Raw genomic sequence first — 13,183 nt, forward strand, 5'->3', positions numbered from 1 at the left:
TACTTCGCGCTTTTGCCGCAAATAAATCCACATGTGGCAATGTCTCCTTCGAACGGGGAGACTACAACAATGAAGAAGACGAGGGGCAAGCTGTTGCTGGTGGCAATGGCGATGCAGCTTTCCGCTTGGGGATCAGCATATGCCGCGGGACCGGCCTATATGCACACCGGCGGACGCACCACGCAGCCTGTTGGCCATTATGAATTCTGCCAGCGCATACCTGGCGAATGCAACGAAAGAACCCCCAAGGGCGCGCCGGTCGAACTGACCCGCAAATTGTGGGCGACGATCGTCAACATCAACAATTCGGTCAACACAAGGGTCAAGCCGCGCACCGACATGGAAAATTACGGTGTCGAGGAATACTGGGCCTATCCCGACAATGGCTATGGCGATTGCGAGGACTACGCGCTGGAAAAGCGTCGCGAATTGATGGATGCGGGCGTGCCGGTCGGCAATCTGCTGATGACGGTCGCACGCCAGCCGAATGGCGACGGCCACGCGGTGCTGACCGTGCGCACCAGCCTCGGGGAATTCATCCTCGATAATCTGGAAACCAAGGTGCTGTCCTGGACGGACACGGACTACACCTACCTCAAGCGCCAGTCAGATCAGAACTCTGGTGTTTGGGTGACGATCAACGACGGCCGCTCCGACGCGGTCGCCAGCGTCCGCTAAAACAGAGGTCAAGCGCGTCGCATGAATGCGACCGCTTCAGGAGAAACCCGGTCGAGTCCCCACCCTCCCCGTCCCCAACGACCGGGTCAAAGGAGCCGGCCCCGTCCCCGGGCCGGCTCCGCCATTTCTGGCGGAGGCTCGCAGGTTCCGGGACGTCCCTTTCCACGGGCAGGAGATCGAGGCACTATAGGCCGTTGGTTTCGCCTTCTGGATCACGGCGATGTTGGAAATCCCGGAAGATCGATGCGAGCGTCATCGCCTGTTCAAGGCTATCGACGATGCCTTCAAGGCCGGCGATTTCGAGGGCCTCGGCTTGGCCTTGGGCGGCTCGCCCGGCTGGTTCGACGAGCGCATGCCGTTCGAGTTCGGCCTCGGGCATCCGCTGGAATATGCGATCTATTGGAGCCCCGTCGGCTTCATCTCGACCTTGCTGGATGCGGGCTCGGATCCGAATTATCAGGATCACGGTGGGTTTCCGGCGATCATTGCCGCGCTGTCCACCGACCGGGCCGACAGACTGGAAATCGTGCGGGTGCTGATCGAGGGTGGCGCCGACCCCAATATGCGGGGCGTGAACGACTGGACGCCGCTTCACTATTCAGTGGCCATCCGCAGTGTCGACGCGATCCGCCTGCTTTTGGCGGCGGGCGCCGACCCGGCGCTCGAAACCCGCATCGATGACGACAGGACAGCCGCCGAGGAAGCCGACATTGCCGGGTTTGAAGCCGGCGCTTCCTTGCTGCGCGATGCGATGGCCAGGCGCAGATCTAACCGACAGTGAGTTGGTGCGCGATGAAACGACCGGCGGGCAAGGCTGGTCTCAAACCCTCTTCAATCCGGCCTTGAAGCGCTTGCCGTTGGCGACGTAATGCGCCGCCGAGCCGCGCAGTCTGGCAACGGCCGCCTCGTCCAGCACCCTGATCGCCTTGGCCGGCGAGCCGACGATCAGCGAATTGTCCGGAAATTCCTTGCCTTCGGTGACCAGCGCACCGGCGCCAACCAGCGAGTTCCTGCCGATCCTGGCGCCGTTCAGCACGATGGCGCCCATGCCGATCAGGCTGTTGTCGCCGATCGTGCAGCCATGCAGCAAGGCGCGGTGGCCGATCGTGCAGCCTTGCCCGATGGTCAGCGGAAAGCCGCGATCGGTGTGCATGACCGTGTGTTCCTGCACATTGGTGTCGGCACCGATGACGATCGGCTCATTGTCGCCGCGGATGACTGCGCCAAACCAGAAGCCGGCATTGCGGCCGACCCGCACGTCGCCGATCAGCGTCGCATCGGGCGCGATCCAGTTTGAGTCCGCGTCCGCGAAGCTGGGCTCTGTTCCATCGATCGCATAAAGCGGCATTTTCGGTCTCCGAATCGTCTCAGGCTGGAAGGCTGGAGCCTAGGAGACCGATCGACCATGAGGCAATGGCAAGCACGACGACGCCCAGCGCCAGTGACCAGGCGATCGCCGTGCAGCCGCAGGACATCAGCGCCAAGGTCGAAATGCGGCGCTCACGCCGGGCATCGAGGGCGTCGTTGACCAGCATGAAGGGCCCGGCACAAGCGGTGGCGAGCAGCGAGCGCAGCACATGCGACGGCGTCACGTAGGGCTCGGTGAAGGCGACCTTGCGGCCCGACACCAGTTCCATCATCGATCCAGCCAGCCCGCAGGCCGTCAGTCCGACGACAAAAGCGAATACGGTGAGTTCCAGCGGGCCCATCTTTACGTTCCATTTACCATGAAATTGCACAGTCGTTCCATGGAGGCTGCAAGAGCCGTGCCGCGCGATGTGTGCCGCCCAAGGACACCCAAGGCGGACAGCAGCCTAGATCCGAGGACTGAGATGAAGCAGGCAACGATCGCCGACGGCCCCCAACTCACCGTGGTCGATTCCGTGCTGATGAAGCGGGTGTTCTACGCATTCGCGGCGCTGGCGCTGCTGTCGGTAGCGATCAGCGTTGGCGGCAAATGGTTCGGCCATTCGATCGCCATGGCCGGATACACCGACGACGCAACGATCCAGCAGGTGGTGATCGGCAACAATGTCATCGCCGTGCCGGCCAACGCCATCCGTTTCGCCCAGGCCCGGCGCGACGGCATCGCCTCGCGGCTCGACCTCTATCTGCGCTATCCCCAGATGGACGGCTACAGCGAGCCGGCCCGCGACGATTTCAATCACACGGGGGCAAGCAGAAACATCATCTTCCTGTCCCTCGAACAGCAGATGATGTCGCGCGACATGAGCGGCCGCTTCGCGCCGATCTACAGCGCGTTGATCACCCAACCCGGCATTGCGGGCCCCGGCGGCACGATGGTGTACGGCTTCAATGAGAAATCAGGCTACCTGAACGAGGTGCTGGTTGTCGGCAAGCGCCCCGGCAAGGACCCGTTCGTGGCCCGCTGCCTGAGCGGGCCGAGTGCCGAGGAATCGCTGGCGCCTTGCGAGCGCGACATCCACGTTGGCGAGGAACTCAGCCTCACCTATCGCTTCCCCAGGGAGTTTCTGGGCGATTGGCAGGCGCTCGACGCGGCTATCGCCACCGAGGCCGCGCGCTTCCTGAAGACAGGACATTAGGAAAGCTCGAGAGATCGGGCTGGCCGGCCGCATTCGAGGTGGAGCCGGCCGAGCGCAATATTGCTGGCTCAGGCCAGATCGATGTCGAGGATCGCCATCGAAAAATTGTAGTCGCCGTCGTCCTCGTCCTTGAAGACGATGCCGAGGAACTCGTCGCCGACATAGACCTCGGCCGAATCTTCCTTGCGCGGCCGTGCCTTGACCTCAAGCTTGGGGTTCTGGAAGACGCGCTTGAAATAGGCGTCCAGCTTTCTGATTTCGTCCGGCTTCAACAGTCTTCTCCGATCATCGGGCTTGCTCGATTGAACGCGCTTCTGGCACGTCGACAATGGCGATGTAAAGGCGAGCGGCCTGATAAGACGAGAACAACCGCCCGCTCCTGCCCCGCGGCCGGCAACCGGCCACAGGCAGTGGGCGGATGAAAATCAGATGTCGAAGCTGACGACCTGGTCCATCGTCTGCGACGGCAGAAGCTGGTCCATCTGGCGCGACGGCTGATCGCAGCCGGTCTCGCCGACGACGCGGGCCGGCACGCCGGCAACCGTCTTGTTGTGCGGTACGGGCGATAGCACCACCGAGCCTGCCGCGATCTTCGAGCAATGGCCGATTTCGATGTTGCCGAGGATCTTGGCGCCGGCGCCGATCAGCACACCGTAGCGGATCTTGGGGTGACGGTCGCCGCCGGCCTTGCCGGTTCCGCCCAGCGTCACGCCGTGAAGGATCGACACATCATCCTCGATGACCGCGGTCTCGCCGACGACGAGGCCGGTGGCATGGTCGATGAAGATGCCCTTGCCGATGCGGGCGGCCGGGTTGATGTCGGTCTGGAAGACCGAGGACGAGCGGCTCTGCAGGTAGAGCGCGAAATCCTTGCGGCCCTGGTTCCACAGCCAATGCGCCAGCCGGTGGGTCTGGATGGCATGAAAGCCCTTGAAATAGAGCACCGGCATGATGAAGCGGTCGCAGGCCGGATCGCGATCGTAATAGGCCTGGATGTCGACACGCACGGTCGTCGGCCAGTCCTTGTCGTCGGCCAGCATCGACTTGAAGGTCTGGCGGATGAGATCGGAGCCGATATCCTGATGGTCGAGCCGCTCGGCCAGCCGATGGATGACCGCTTCTTCCAGGCTGTCCTGGTTGAGGATGGTCGAATAGAGGAACGCGGCAAGCAGCGGGTCGCGGTTGACCGCTTCCATCGCCTCGTCGCGGATCGCGCGCCAGATCGGGTCGACCGGCTGCAATGCGCTGTGTCGGGAAATGCTGATGCTGTTCATCGCCGTCTCGTCCTGCGTCCTGCCGGGCTTGCCTGTTGTGCTTGCCTGTTGTCCGGCCGCACATATAAGCCAGATCATAGCACGATTGAACTCAATTTTCCTTAGTGCTGTGTCAAATGGATTTGGTTCGCGGGAATTCAAGCAGCCATGGAAAACGAACCCTTGATCGACGAGGCGCTGAAAAGCGAGCTTTCCGGCCTGACCGGGCGGAAGGCGTAGCGATCTGGTGGCCGGCAAGCTCAAGCTCACCGCGACGTCGATGACACCGCGCTGCGATGGCCGCTGTTCAAGTCGGCAGTGGCTTGCCGGCCTGTTCCGCTACCATGTATTCGGCGTACCAGTCGGGCCAGTTCTCATCCCTCTGTCCGCCGGTTCGCTCCTCGTGCTCGCCATGCGCGGCAGCCGCACGCCGCAACCCGGCGGCAAGCTCGGTCGACGAGGTGAATGTCGTGTCGTGGGCATCCACGCGCCCAGGCAATCGCTGGGTGATCTCCTGCAGCAGCCAGCTGTTGCCGTCCGGGTCGCTGAACGAGGCATAGGAGGAATAACTGCGCCCCTCCGGATGTCTGCCGCTGATCGGCGGCTGCCCAGGGCCCGCACGATGAAATACCTCGCTCGCATCGACCCCGCGCGCCACCAGTTCGGCACGCGCCGCCTCGATATCGGACACAACGAGATAAAGTCCCTTTGCCGAACCTGGCGCGGCGGTCGTGAGCCCCTTGCCGAAATGGATCGAGCAAGGTGAACCCGGAGGCGTGAACTGCACGACCCGAAACGCATCGCCAACGACGAAGTCGGCGTCGAGCCTCCAACCCAGGCCACCATAAAAACGCTTGGCCCGATCGGCATCTGAAACGGAAATGATGACGGCCTCGAGCTTCATGTCGATAGTCCCCGGTCTAGGGGTCTCGGTAGCGGTCTCGTTACGCTGCTGGGTACTGGTCATGTCAAGGCTCCTTGGGTTTGCGTGCTTTGAAAATGACAACATGCGTCCTGGCGGGTGACCGCGCGGATCCTGCTCATGCCAAGGAGCTTCCCGCCGTCATGCGATTTGGTCAATCGGGTGCGGCACCATGACTCCCTCGCTGCCTTCCGCTGTGTCGTGTTTTAGCCCAGGATGCCGGGACTATTTCATTGGGTGGATCTGGACGCCGCCATGGAAAACGAACCCTTGATCGACAAGGCGCTGAAAAGCGAGCTCTCAGCGCTCTACAAGGCCAAAGGCCGCCACTATCACAACCTTGCCCATATCGAGGCGATGCTGGCGCTCGCAGGCGACTATCGAGGGTTGCTCGGCGATGCCGAAGCCGTCCAGGCGGCGATCTGGTTCCATGATGCCATCTATGACAGCAAGGCCAAGGACAACGAGGCGCAAAGTGCCGCCCTTGCCGAGAAAAAGCTCGCGGGCCGCGCTGAAGCCGGGCGCCTCGACCGCATCTCGGCGATGATCGTCGCTACCGCCACGCACCAACTGCCGTTGTTTGACGACGCGACGGCCGTACGGGACGCCGGTCTTTTCCTCGACATGGATCTGTCGATCCTGGGGGCTAAGCCGGACGCCTTCGATGCTTATGAACGCGCCGTGCGGCGCGAGTATCATTGGGTGGAGGAGCCGATGTGGCGGACCGGCCGCAGCGCGGTCCTGAAGAATTTCCTCGCCCGCCCGCACATGTTCCACACCGAAGAGTTTCGCCAGCGCTTCGAACCACAGGCCAGACTGAACATGGCGCGGTCGCTGGCGGCTCTCACCACAGGCTAAGAGCAATCAGGTAAAAGCGCCAATCGTCGACGCCATTGCTGCTAGGAGAACCAGCCCTGCCATCACCGACAGGCCGTTGAGCACGATCCCCAGAAGGCCAAACGCACGATTGTCATTCGAACGCACGAGCGCCATCACGCCGAAAACCGCGCCGGTGATATGCGCCAGCGGTGCGGCGAGCAAAAATACCGCCATGAAGAAAACCGTGCCGATGTTCTGGGCCAGCTGCGACGCGTCGCTCGGCATCGCCACCAGGATGGTCATCGCAATCGCCCCTGCAGCGAAGGCTGCCAGCGCCAGGATGACGGAACGTTTGCCGAGGTTACCCTGCGCGACCGCACCCGGTATGGCGGCCGCGCTTCTCCCCCATTGTGCCACTATTGCCCGCTCCCCGTCGCCGTCCGCTCAGAGCGGATTTTCGGCATAGAACTCCAACACGCGTTGCTTGAAGGTCTTGTCCCCGACCGCCAGCATATGGTCCCGGCCCTCGATGTGAAAGGCCCTGGCGTTCGGCATCAATGCCGCGAGTTCATCGGGCGAACCGCCAATGTCGTCCGTCGTGCCGACGGCGATCAGCGTCGGCTGGGCGATGCGCGCAATATCGTCCTCGCTCAGCAATTCTCGCGACCTGGCGATACAGGCGGCCAGCGCCCGGCGGTCGCTGCGGGTCTGGTCGGCGAAGGCGCGAAACGATCGGCCGCGCGGATGACTGGTCGCCGCTGGATCGTCGGCAAGGAGGGCCGCGGCGATCGGATCCCAGTCGCCGACGCCGTCGATCATGCCGATGCCGAGACCGCCGAAAACCAGCGTCGCCACCTTGTCCGGATCGGACAGCGCCAGGAACGCCGCGATGCGCGCGCCCATCGAATAGCCCATGACATGGGCGCGCTCTATGCCGAGATGGCCAAGCAAGGCGGCGGCATCCGAAGCCATCTTGACCGGCGTGTAATCGGCCTCGTCATAACTCTTCGACGACGAACCGTGGCCGCGATTGTCGAAGGCGATGGCGCGGTAACCGGCATCGTTCAGCGTCTTGAACCAGCCCGGCGATACCCAATTGACATAGTGGGTCGAGGCAAAGCCATGGATCATCATCACCGGATCGCCTTCACCCGATGCGGGCTGGCGGTCGAGGAAGGCAAGATCGAAGCCGTCATGGGAAAAAAACTGCATCGGTTATCCCGCTCGCACGCTCAACCGGCACCACCGTTGGGCGCATCGCCATTGTCGGATGGCGGCACGCCCGGACCAGACGCCGTGCCAACGGCCGGATGGCGCAACAGGTCGCCATATTCGATGCCGTTCCTGGCGGCGGTGCCAGCTTTGAGCTCGAGCACGAAACGCACTGGCACACCAGGCGAAATGATGGCCTCGGATTGCGGCTCGCCATGCTTGATCGCCCGGATCTTGCCATCCTGGCCGACGAAAATCAGGTCCAGCGGCATCGGCGTGTTCTGCATCCAGAAGCTGACCTGCTGCTGGATCTCGAAGACGAACAACATGCCATGGTCGTCCGCCATGTCCTGGCGGTACATCAGCCCAGCCTCGCGCTCCGCGGCCGTGTTGGCGACTTCGATGGAAAAAGAACGATCGCCGCCTTTCGTCACCACAACCAGCGGCGCCGGATCGACCGGAAGGATCATCGCCCGGCTGTCAGCCGCGGTCGGTCGGTCGGAATAGAAGTAAGCACCTGCGGCCACGACCACGGCGACAATGGCGCACACCACACCCGCCGTCAGCCAGTTCCTGTGAGCCATTCAAAGTCCTCGACCGAAATCGTCCTAGTGCGAAACCGGCAAGGTGCCCATATCGGGGTGAATTTCGGCAGCCATAAGGCCTTTGTCGCCGCGTCCAAAACGAACCAGCACGACCTGCCCCGGCCGAAGCTCAGTGATGCCGTAACGGCGCAAGGTCTCCATGTGGACGAAGATGTCCTCGGTGCCCTCGCCGCGGGTGAGAAAACCAAACCCTTTGGTGCGGTTGAACCATTTTACCAAAGCGCGTTCGAGGCCGCTTTCCGGCGTCACCGCGATATGAGTGCGCTGCTCCTGCATTTCGGCCGGATGGACCGCCGTGGTGACGTCCATCGAGAGCACCCGGAAGGCTTGCAATCCGCGATCGCCATGCTTGACGAGGCAGACCACGCGCGCGCCCTCCAAAGCCGTCTGGAAGCCGTCCTTTCGAAGACATGTCACATGGAGGAGGATATCGCCTGAAATGCCGTCATCCGGGAGGATGAAACCGTAGCCCTTGGCCACATCGAACCACTTGATGGCGCCGGCAATTTCGAGCAGATCGGCAGCATCGCCGCCTTCGTCACGATGCAAGGCGTCGTCAAGGGTTGCGTCCCGCCCCGTCAAAGAGGCCTTTTCCCCCATAAGAATGCCCCCTTTTTTCAAGAACACCGCAACTGATTCTTGATACTAGATTAACACCGCGGCTTCCGGTGAGTGCAAGACCTGACGTGCCTTTTTTCACGGTTCATTGGGGGAATACCGGATTTGTTCTTTGCCGGCATTGCGCAGTGCCGAACGATTGCCCTTTGACCGGGTCGACCCTATGTTGCGCCGCAACGCAATTTATCGAGGAAATCACATGCGCTATCTGCACACCATGGTCCGCGTCGCCGACGTCGATGCCTCGCTCGATTTCTACTGCGCCAAGCTCGGTCTCAAGGAGGTGCGCCGCTACGAAAACGAGCAAGGCCGCTTCACGCTGATCTTCCTCGCCGCGCCGGAGGACGAGGAGAGCGGCGTCAACGAAAAGGCGCCGCTGGTCGAACTGACCTACAATTGGGATCCGGAAGACTACAAGGGCGGGCGCAATTTCGGCCACCTCGCCTATGAGGTCGACGACATCTACGCCACCTGCCAGCATCTGATGGACAATGGCGTCACCATCAACCGGCCGCCACGCGACGGCAACATGGCCTTCATCAGGTCGCCGGACGGCATTTCGATCGAGCTCCTGCAAAAGGGTCCGGCCAAGGCCAAGGCCGAACCGTGGGCTTCAATGGCGAACACCGGAAGCTGGTAGGTCTCGACCGGGGCGGAAAATCGCCCGGCAGCCTTTGGCGTTTTGCGCGACAGCACCTATCTACCGGGCTGTCGCGCCAGCCTGGCAAGTCTGGCACGCCATATCAAGCAATGGGCGCCTGCCCTCCCGGAGAATTCACTCATGCCGACCAGCCATGCCGATGTCGCCACCGAACACGCCAGCCGCTATTTGCAGCAGCTTTGCAAGCACTGGGCGCATAAATTCCCCGTCGAGTTCGATCCCCACCATGGCACGATCGATCTTTCGCTCGGCCGCACCGTCATGGATGCCGATGCGAGCGCGCTGCATATCACGGTGTCAACCGAGGAAGGCGGATCGCTCGAGCGTATGGAAAGCGTCGTTGCCGATCACATCAAACGCTTTGCCTTCCGCGAAGAACTGACCTTCGACTGGAAGCCCGCCACGGCAGCGTAACCGGCCTAAACTCCGTCGGCCTGACCGGCCATTTCCCGCAGCGCCAGCACCGAGCGCCAGTTGCGCGCGGTGCCCGGCACTTTCAGCGTGCGCGGGATCAGCCCGGCAAAAACCGATTTGCCGAGCCCGTCCGGGGCGTGCAAATAGAGCACGTCGCCTTTGATCTCGAACCGTTCGGGACCGGTGCACTTTTCGGCCAGCCGCGCCACCTCATCGCCGGTCGGCTCGCGCTCCAGCACATAGGCATGGAGCTTGGTCGGCTCTTCGGCGATCTCCGGATATGGATTGTCCGCTATCAGCCGCTCGAACCAGCCGAGATCGCGCACCATGATGCGCGAATGAAATCCCCATTTCTTCTCGAAGGCTGCTTCGATCTGTTTCGTCAGCGTCGCCGCGTCACCCTTCTTCGCCCGGAACACGGCATTGCCGCTCTGCACATAGGTGGCGACATCGGAAAAGCCGAGACCCTCGAGGAACGACCGCAGCTCCGCCATCTTGACGATGCGGTTGCCGCCGACATTGATGCCCGAAAACAGCGCGACGAAGGTTTTTCCTCGATCAGTCATATGATGAACCCGGCCAGCGTCTCGTTGTCGGTGATATCCTGGTACTGGACGCCTTCGGCCTCAAAATTCGCCTTGAGCAGGTCGAAATTGCGACGATCCTTGGTTTCGATGCCGATCAGCACCGAGCCGAAATTGCGTGCCGATTTCTTCAGATATTCGAAGCGGGCGATGTCGTCGTCGGGTCCGAGCATTTCAAGGAAATCGCGCAACGCGCCCGGCCGCTGCGGAAAGCGGATGATGAAGTATTTCTTCAGGCCCTCGAAGCGCAGCGCCCGCTCCTTGACGTCCGGCAGCCGCTCGAAATCGAAATTGCCGCCCGAAACCACGGCGACGATCGTCTTGCCCCTGATCTCCTTCTTCGAAAAATCCTTGAGCGCGTCGATCGCCAGCGCGCCCGCCGGTTCCAGCACGACGCCTTCGACGTTGAGCATCTCGATCATGGTGGCGCAGAGCCGGTTTTCCGGGATCAGCCGTACAGTGTCGGCCGGAAAATCCTTGAGATGCCGCAACGGCTCGCGGCCGATCTCGGCCACCGCGGCGCCATCGACGAAATTATCGACCTTGGTGAGCTTCAGGCGCTTTCCGGCAGACAGGCTCTCGCGCAGGCTTGGGGCGCCGGCCGGTTCGCAGAAGACGAAGCGCGCTTCCCGGCCCTGATCGGCGAAATAGTGGGTGACGCCGGCGGCGAGCCCGCCGCCCCCGACCGGCAGCATGATGATGTCGGGCATGCGGGCGCCCGGGATCTGGTCGGCGATCTCATAGGCGACCGTCGCCTGGCCCTCGATGATGTCCTTATGGTCGAAGGGCGGCACCATGTGGGCGCCGGAACTTTCGGTGAATTCGAAGGCGGCGCGGTAGCAATCGTCGAAGAAATCGCCGACCAGCCTGATCTCGACGAAATCGCCGCCGAACAGCTTGGTCTTGTCGATCTTCTGCTGCGGCGTCGTTACCGGCATGAACACGACGCCCTTCTTGCCGAAGTGGCGGCAGACGAAAGCGAAGCCCTGCGCATGGTTGCCGGCGGAAGCGCAGACGAAGAGTTCCGCCTCGTTGCCGGCCGCGAGCGTCTTGCGGAAGAAATTGAAGGCGCCGCGGATCTTGTAGGACCGCACCGGCGACAGGTCCTCGCGCTTCAACAGCACCCGTGCCCCGGTCTTTTTCGACAGGTAGTCGTTCTCCTGCAGCGGCGTTTCCGGAAAGATCTGGCGGATCGCGGCGGCAGCGGTGGCGACGCGGGAAGAGAAACTGTTCATCGGAAAACCACCTCGCACCGCCTGTTGTCGCGGACCTCTATCATCGATCGGGCCGCGCAACGGCTGTTTGTTGCACGCCCTGTCGTCGTGCGGCCGATCCCGCCTATTGCATATCCAGGCCCGTGACGCCATTGTCCGGCCATTCATGCCCCTCCAAAACGGGCATTCGCAGAATCCTTGCAAGCACTTGGAGGCGTTTGTTCATGCCTGTCGCATCGGTCGGCCTGAAATCCATGTCCTTGCCGGAATTAGGCGAACCGACGGTGATGCCGCTCATTGCGCGCGCCACCCACGAAGCCCGCATCGCGGCGCTGACGGCATTGGGCGTCAAGGCCGGCCTAGATGCTTTCGCCATCTATGGCGACCGCGAACACGCGGCCAATGTCGCCTATCTCTCAGGCTATGATCCGCGTTTCGAGGAAACGCTGCTTGTCGTCGTTCCCGGCCGGCAGCCAAGACTCCTCGTCGGCAATGAAGGCTGGGGCTATGCCGAACTCTGCGGCGGGCCGTATGAGCGCGTCCTCTACCAGACCTTTTCGCTGCCGGCGCAGCCGCGCGATCGCTCGGACGCGCTTCCCGACATCCTCGCCGATTGCGGCCTGAAGCCCGGCCAGCGCATCGGCGCCATTGGCTGGAAGCCGTTCGGCGCGGGTGATGCCGGCTTTGGCGAGACGGCGCTCGACCTGCCCTCCTTCATCGCCGATACGCTGCGCGCGCTTGTTGGCGACAAGGGCGCGGTTGTGAACGCGGCCAATCTGCTGATGAACCCCACCGACGGGCTGCGCGCCATCAACGAGGCCGACCAATTGGCTGCCTTCGAGTTCGCCGCGACCTTCACCTCGCAGGGGCTGCGTAATGTCCTGCAAGGCATCGAGCCCGGCATGACCGAACTGCAGGCGGCTCGGCTGATGGGCATGAACGGGCTGCCGCATGGCTGCCACCCGATGCTGTCGGCGGGCAAGCGCGCCGCCTATGGCCTGCCCAGCCCGCGCCTCGACATCATCCAGCGTGGCGACCCGATCACCATGGCCTACGGCATCCAGGGTGCGCTCAATGCACGCGCCGGCTTCGTCGCCGAGGAGGCATCCGAACTTCCGCATGCTATCCGCGACTATGTCGAAAGACTGGTCGCGCCCTATTTTGCCGCCGTCGTCGACTGGTACGAAGCGATCGGCATCGGCACCACGGGAGGCACGCTGTGGAAGGCTGTGCATGACCGCATAGGTGATCCGTTCTTTGGTGTTTCCCTCAATCCCGGCCATCTCGTCCATATCGACGAATGGATGCATTCGCCGGTGTTTCCCGGCTCCGACATCAGACTGAGATCGGGCATGGCGCTGCAGGTCGACGTCATCCCGGCGACCGGCAGCGCCTATTTCACCACCAACATCGAGGACGGCATCGCGCTTGCCGACGAACCTCTGCGCGAGGAGATCGCGGCGCGCCATCCCGAGGCCTGGAGCCGCATCGAGGCGCGGCGCGGCTTCATGGCGGATGTACTCGGAATCCGCCTCAAACCGGAGGTGCTGCCCTTCTCCAACATTCCGGCGTTTCTGCCGCCGTTTTGGCTTTCGCGCAACAGTGCGATGGCCGTAACCGGGCGCTGACCACATTTCGG

General features: G+C 62.6%; 18 protein-coding genes. 7 read left to right on the top strand and 11 right to left on the bottom strand.

The features are described 5' to 3' along the window. Positions 1-69 precede the first annotated feature (69 nt). A complete protein-coding gene (locus B5V02_RS01170; RefSeq protein WP_111542443.1) occupies positions 70-678 on the top strand; it encodes a transglutaminase-like cysteine peptidase in 609 nt (202 codons plus the stop codon). Positions 679-898: 220 nt separating this feature from the next. Then, positions 899-1,459 (top strand): ankyrin repeat domain-containing protein, encoded by a 561-nt coding sequence (locus B5V02_RS01175; RefSeq protein ID WP_111542444.1) that lies wholly within the window; start codon positions 899-901, stop codon positions 1,457-1,459. Between the two features lie 39 nt (positions 1,460-1,498). On the opposite strand, the gene B5V02_RS01180 is transcribed toward B5V02_RS01175, so the two are convergent. Both B5V02_RS01180 and B5V02_RS01185 read right to left on the bottom strand, forming a co-directional pair. Next, positions 1,499-2,026, bottom strand: a complete 528-nt coding sequence (locus tag B5V02_RS01180) for a gamma carbonic anhydrase family protein (protein WP_111542445.1) — start codon at positions 2,024-2,026, stop codon at positions 1,499-1,501. A gap of 19 nt (positions 2,027-2,045) precedes the next feature. After that, positions 2,046-2,387 (bottom strand): DUF6949 family protein, encoded by a 342-nt coding sequence (locus B5V02_RS01185; protein ID WP_111542446.1) that lies wholly within the window; start codon positions 2,385-2,387, stop codon positions 2,046-2,048. Between the two features lie 123 nt (positions 2,388-2,510). On the opposite strand from B5V02_RS01185, the gene B5V02_RS01190 reads away from it, so the two are divergent. Then, positions 2,511-3,242, top strand: coding sequence for a hypothetical protein (locus B5V02_RS01190; RefSeq protein WP_111542447.1), 732 nt, complete (start codon positions 2,511-2,513; stop codon positions 3,240-3,242). A gap of 68 nt (positions 3,243-3,310) precedes the next feature. Here B5V02_RS01190 and B5V02_RS01195 read toward each other — a convergent pair whose 3' ends face one another. From B5V02_RS01195 to B5V02_RS01205, 3 genes are all read right to left on the bottom strand, one after another. Further along, a complete protein-coding gene (locus tag B5V02_RS01195) occupies positions 3,311-3,514 on the bottom strand; it encodes a DUF3126 family protein (protein ID WP_006200852.1) in 204 nt (67 codons plus the stop codon). Between the two features lie 153 nt (positions 3,515-3,667). Beyond that, the gene (gene cysE / locus B5V02_RS01200; protein ID WP_111542448.1) at positions 3,668-4,516 is read right to left on the bottom strand and encodes a serine O-acetyltransferase; all 849 of its coding nucleotides are present in this window, start codon (positions 4,514-4,516) and stop codon (positions 3,668-3,670) included. A 286-nt stretch (positions 4,517-4,802) separates the two neighbouring features. Beyond that, positions 4,803-5,462 (bottom strand): VOC family protein, encoded by a 660-nt coding sequence (locus tag B5V02_RS01205; RefSeq protein WP_111542449.1) that lies wholly within the window; start codon positions 5,460-5,462, stop codon positions 4,803-4,805. Between the two features lie 210 nt (positions 5,463-5,672). Here B5V02_RS01205 and B5V02_RS01210 point away from each other — a divergent pair, with 210 nt between their 5' ends. Then, positions 5,673-6,275 (top strand): HD domain-containing protein, encoded by a 603-nt coding sequence (locus B5V02_RS01210; protein WP_111542573.1) that lies wholly within the window; start codon positions 5,673-5,675, stop codon positions 6,273-6,275. Between the two features lie 6 nt (positions 6,276-6,281). On the opposite strand, the gene B5V02_RS01215 is transcribed toward B5V02_RS01210, so the two are convergent. The 4 genes from B5V02_RS01215 to B5V02_RS01230 all read right to left on the bottom strand — a co-directional run bounded on the left by B5V02_RS01215 (position 6,282) and on the right by B5V02_RS01230 (position 8,653). Then, positions 6,282-6,539, bottom strand: coding sequence for a hypothetical protein (locus tag B5V02_RS01215; RefSeq protein ID WP_111542450.1), 258 nt, complete (start codon positions 6,537-6,539; stop codon positions 6,282-6,284). Between the two features lie 141 nt (positions 6,540-6,680). Further along, a complete protein-coding gene (locus B5V02_RS01220; RefSeq protein WP_111542451.1) occupies positions 6,681-7,448 on the bottom strand; it encodes an alpha/beta fold hydrolase in 768 nt (255 codons plus the stop codon). A 20-nt stretch (positions 7,449-7,468) separates the two neighbouring features. Further along, positions 7,469-8,032 (bottom strand): DUF192 domain-containing protein, encoded by a 564-nt coding sequence (locus B5V02_RS01225; RefSeq protein ID WP_111542452.1) that lies wholly within the window; start codon positions 8,030-8,032, stop codon positions 7,469-7,471. A 24-nt stretch (positions 8,033-8,056) separates the two neighbouring features. Further along, a complete protein-coding gene (locus B5V02_RS01230) occupies positions 8,057-8,653 on the bottom strand; it encodes a cold-shock protein (protein ID WP_111542453.1) in 597 nt (198 codons plus the stop codon). A 217-nt stretch (positions 8,654-8,870) separates the two neighbouring features. On the opposite strand from B5V02_RS01230, the gene B5V02_RS01235 reads away from it, so the two are divergent. Further along, complete coding sequence (locus B5V02_RS01235; protein ID WP_095090732.1) at positions 8,871-9,311, top strand: VOC family protein; 441 nt, start codon at positions 8,871-8,873, stop codon at positions 9,309-9,311. 141 nt (positions 9,312-9,452) lie between these two features. Next, positions 9,453-9,746, top strand: a complete 294-nt coding sequence (locus B5V02_RS01240) for a DUF2218 domain-containing protein (protein ID WP_111542574.1) — start codon at positions 9,453-9,455, stop codon at positions 9,744-9,746. Between the two features lie 5 nt (positions 9,747-9,751). Here B5V02_RS01240 and B5V02_RS01245 read toward each other — a convergent pair whose 3' ends face one another. Next, positions 9,752-10,312 (bottom strand): DUF1697 domain-containing protein, encoded by a 561-nt coding sequence (locus B5V02_RS01245; protein WP_111542454.1) that lies wholly within the window; start codon positions 10,310-10,312, stop codon positions 9,752-9,754. After that, positions 10,309-11,565 carry a threonine ammonia-lyase IlvA gene (ilvA, locus tag B5V02_RS01250; protein WP_111542455.1) on the bottom strand — a complete coding sequence of 419 codons (1,257 nt, stop codon included), beginning with the start codon at positions 11,563-11,565 and terminating at the stop codon, positions 10,309-10,311. Before ilvA ends, B5V02_RS01245 begins: the two co-directional genes overlap by 4 nt. A 203-nt stretch (positions 11,566-11,768) precedes the next feature. Here ilvA and B5V02_RS01255 point away from each other — a divergent pair, with 203 nt between their 5' ends. After that, positions 11,769-13,172, top strand: coding sequence for an aminopeptidase P family N-terminal domain-containing protein (locus B5V02_RS01255; protein ID WP_111542456.1), 1,404 nt, complete (start codon positions 11,769-11,771; stop codon positions 13,170-13,172). Positions 13,173-13,183: the final 11 nt, after the last annotated feature.

Origin of the sequence: Mesorhizobium kowhaii, from assembly GCF_003253745.1 — a bacterium.
In the GTDB taxonomy this organism is placed as follows: Bacteria; Pseudomonadota; Alphaproteobacteria; order Rhizobiales; family Rhizobiaceae; genus Mesorhizobium; species Mesorhizobium kowhaii.

Bases quoted from the DNA above. Each gene is read 5' to 3' on its own strand.
- B5V02_RS01255 (WP_111542456.1), top strand. From the start codon at position 11,769: ATGCCTGTCGCATCGGTCGGCCTGAAATCCATGTCCTTGCCGGAATTA.
- B5V02_RS01170 (WP_111542443.1), top strand. From the start codon at position 70: ATGAAGAAGACGAGGGGCAAGCTGTTGCTGGTGGCAATGGCGATGCAG.
- B5V02_RS01180 (WP_111542445.1), bottom strand. From the start codon at position 2,026: ATGCCGCTTTATGCGATCGATGGAACAGAGCCCAGCTTCGCGGACGCG.
- ilvA (WP_111542455.1), bottom strand. From the start codon at position 11,565: ATGAACAGTTTCTCTTCCCGCGTCGCCACCGCTGCCGCCGCGATCCGC.
- B5V02_RS01175 (WP_111542444.1), top strand. From the start codon at position 899: ATGTTGGAAATCCCGGAAGATCGATGCGAGCGTCATCGCCTGTTCAAG.
- B5V02_RS01245 (WP_111542454.1), bottom strand. From the start codon at position 10,312: ATGACTGATCGAGGAAAAACCTTCGTCGCGCTGTTTTCGGGCATCAAT.
- B5V02_RS01185 (WP_111542446.1), bottom strand. From the start codon at position 2,387: ATGGGCCCGCTGGAACTCACCGTATTCGCTTTTGTCGTCGGACTGACG.
- B5V02_RS01240 (WP_111542574.1), top strand. From the start codon at position 9,453: ATGCCGACCAGCCATGCCGATGTCGCCACCGAACACGCCAGCCGCTAT.
- B5V02_RS01220 (WP_111542451.1), bottom strand. From the start codon at position 7,448: ATGCAGTTTTTTTCCCATGACGGCTTCGATCTTGCCTTCCTCGACCGC.
- B5V02_RS01235 (WP_095090732.1), top strand. From the start codon at position 8,871: ATGCGCTATCTGCACACCATGGTCCGCGTCGCCGACGTCGATGCCTCG.
- B5V02_RS01205 (WP_111542449.1), bottom strand. From the start codon at position 5,462: ATGACCAGTACCCAGCAGCGTAACGAGACCGCTACCGAGACCCCTAGA.
- cysE (WP_111542448.1), bottom strand. From the start codon at position 4,516: ATGAACAGCATCAGCATTTCCCGACACAGCGCATTGCAGCCGGTCGAC.
- B5V02_RS01210 (WP_111542573.1), top strand. From the start codon at position 5,673: ATGGAAAACGAACCCTTGATCGACAAGGCGCTGAAAAGCGAGCTCTCA.
- B5V02_RS01215 (WP_111542450.1), bottom strand. From the start codon at position 6,539: ATGACCATCCTGGTGGCGATGCCGAGCGACGCGTCGCAGCTGGCCCAG.
- B5V02_RS01225 (WP_111542452.1), bottom strand. From the start codon at position 8,032: ATGGCTCACAGGAACTGGCTGACGGCGGGTGTGGTGTGCGCCATTGTC.
- B5V02_RS01190 (WP_111542447.1), top strand. From the start codon at position 2,511: ATGAAGCAGGCAACGATCGCCGACGGCCCCCAACTCACCGTGGTCGAT.
- B5V02_RS01230 (WP_111542453.1), bottom strand. From the start codon at position 8,653: ATGGGGGAAAAGGCCTCTTTGACGGGGCGGGACGCAACCCTTGACGAC.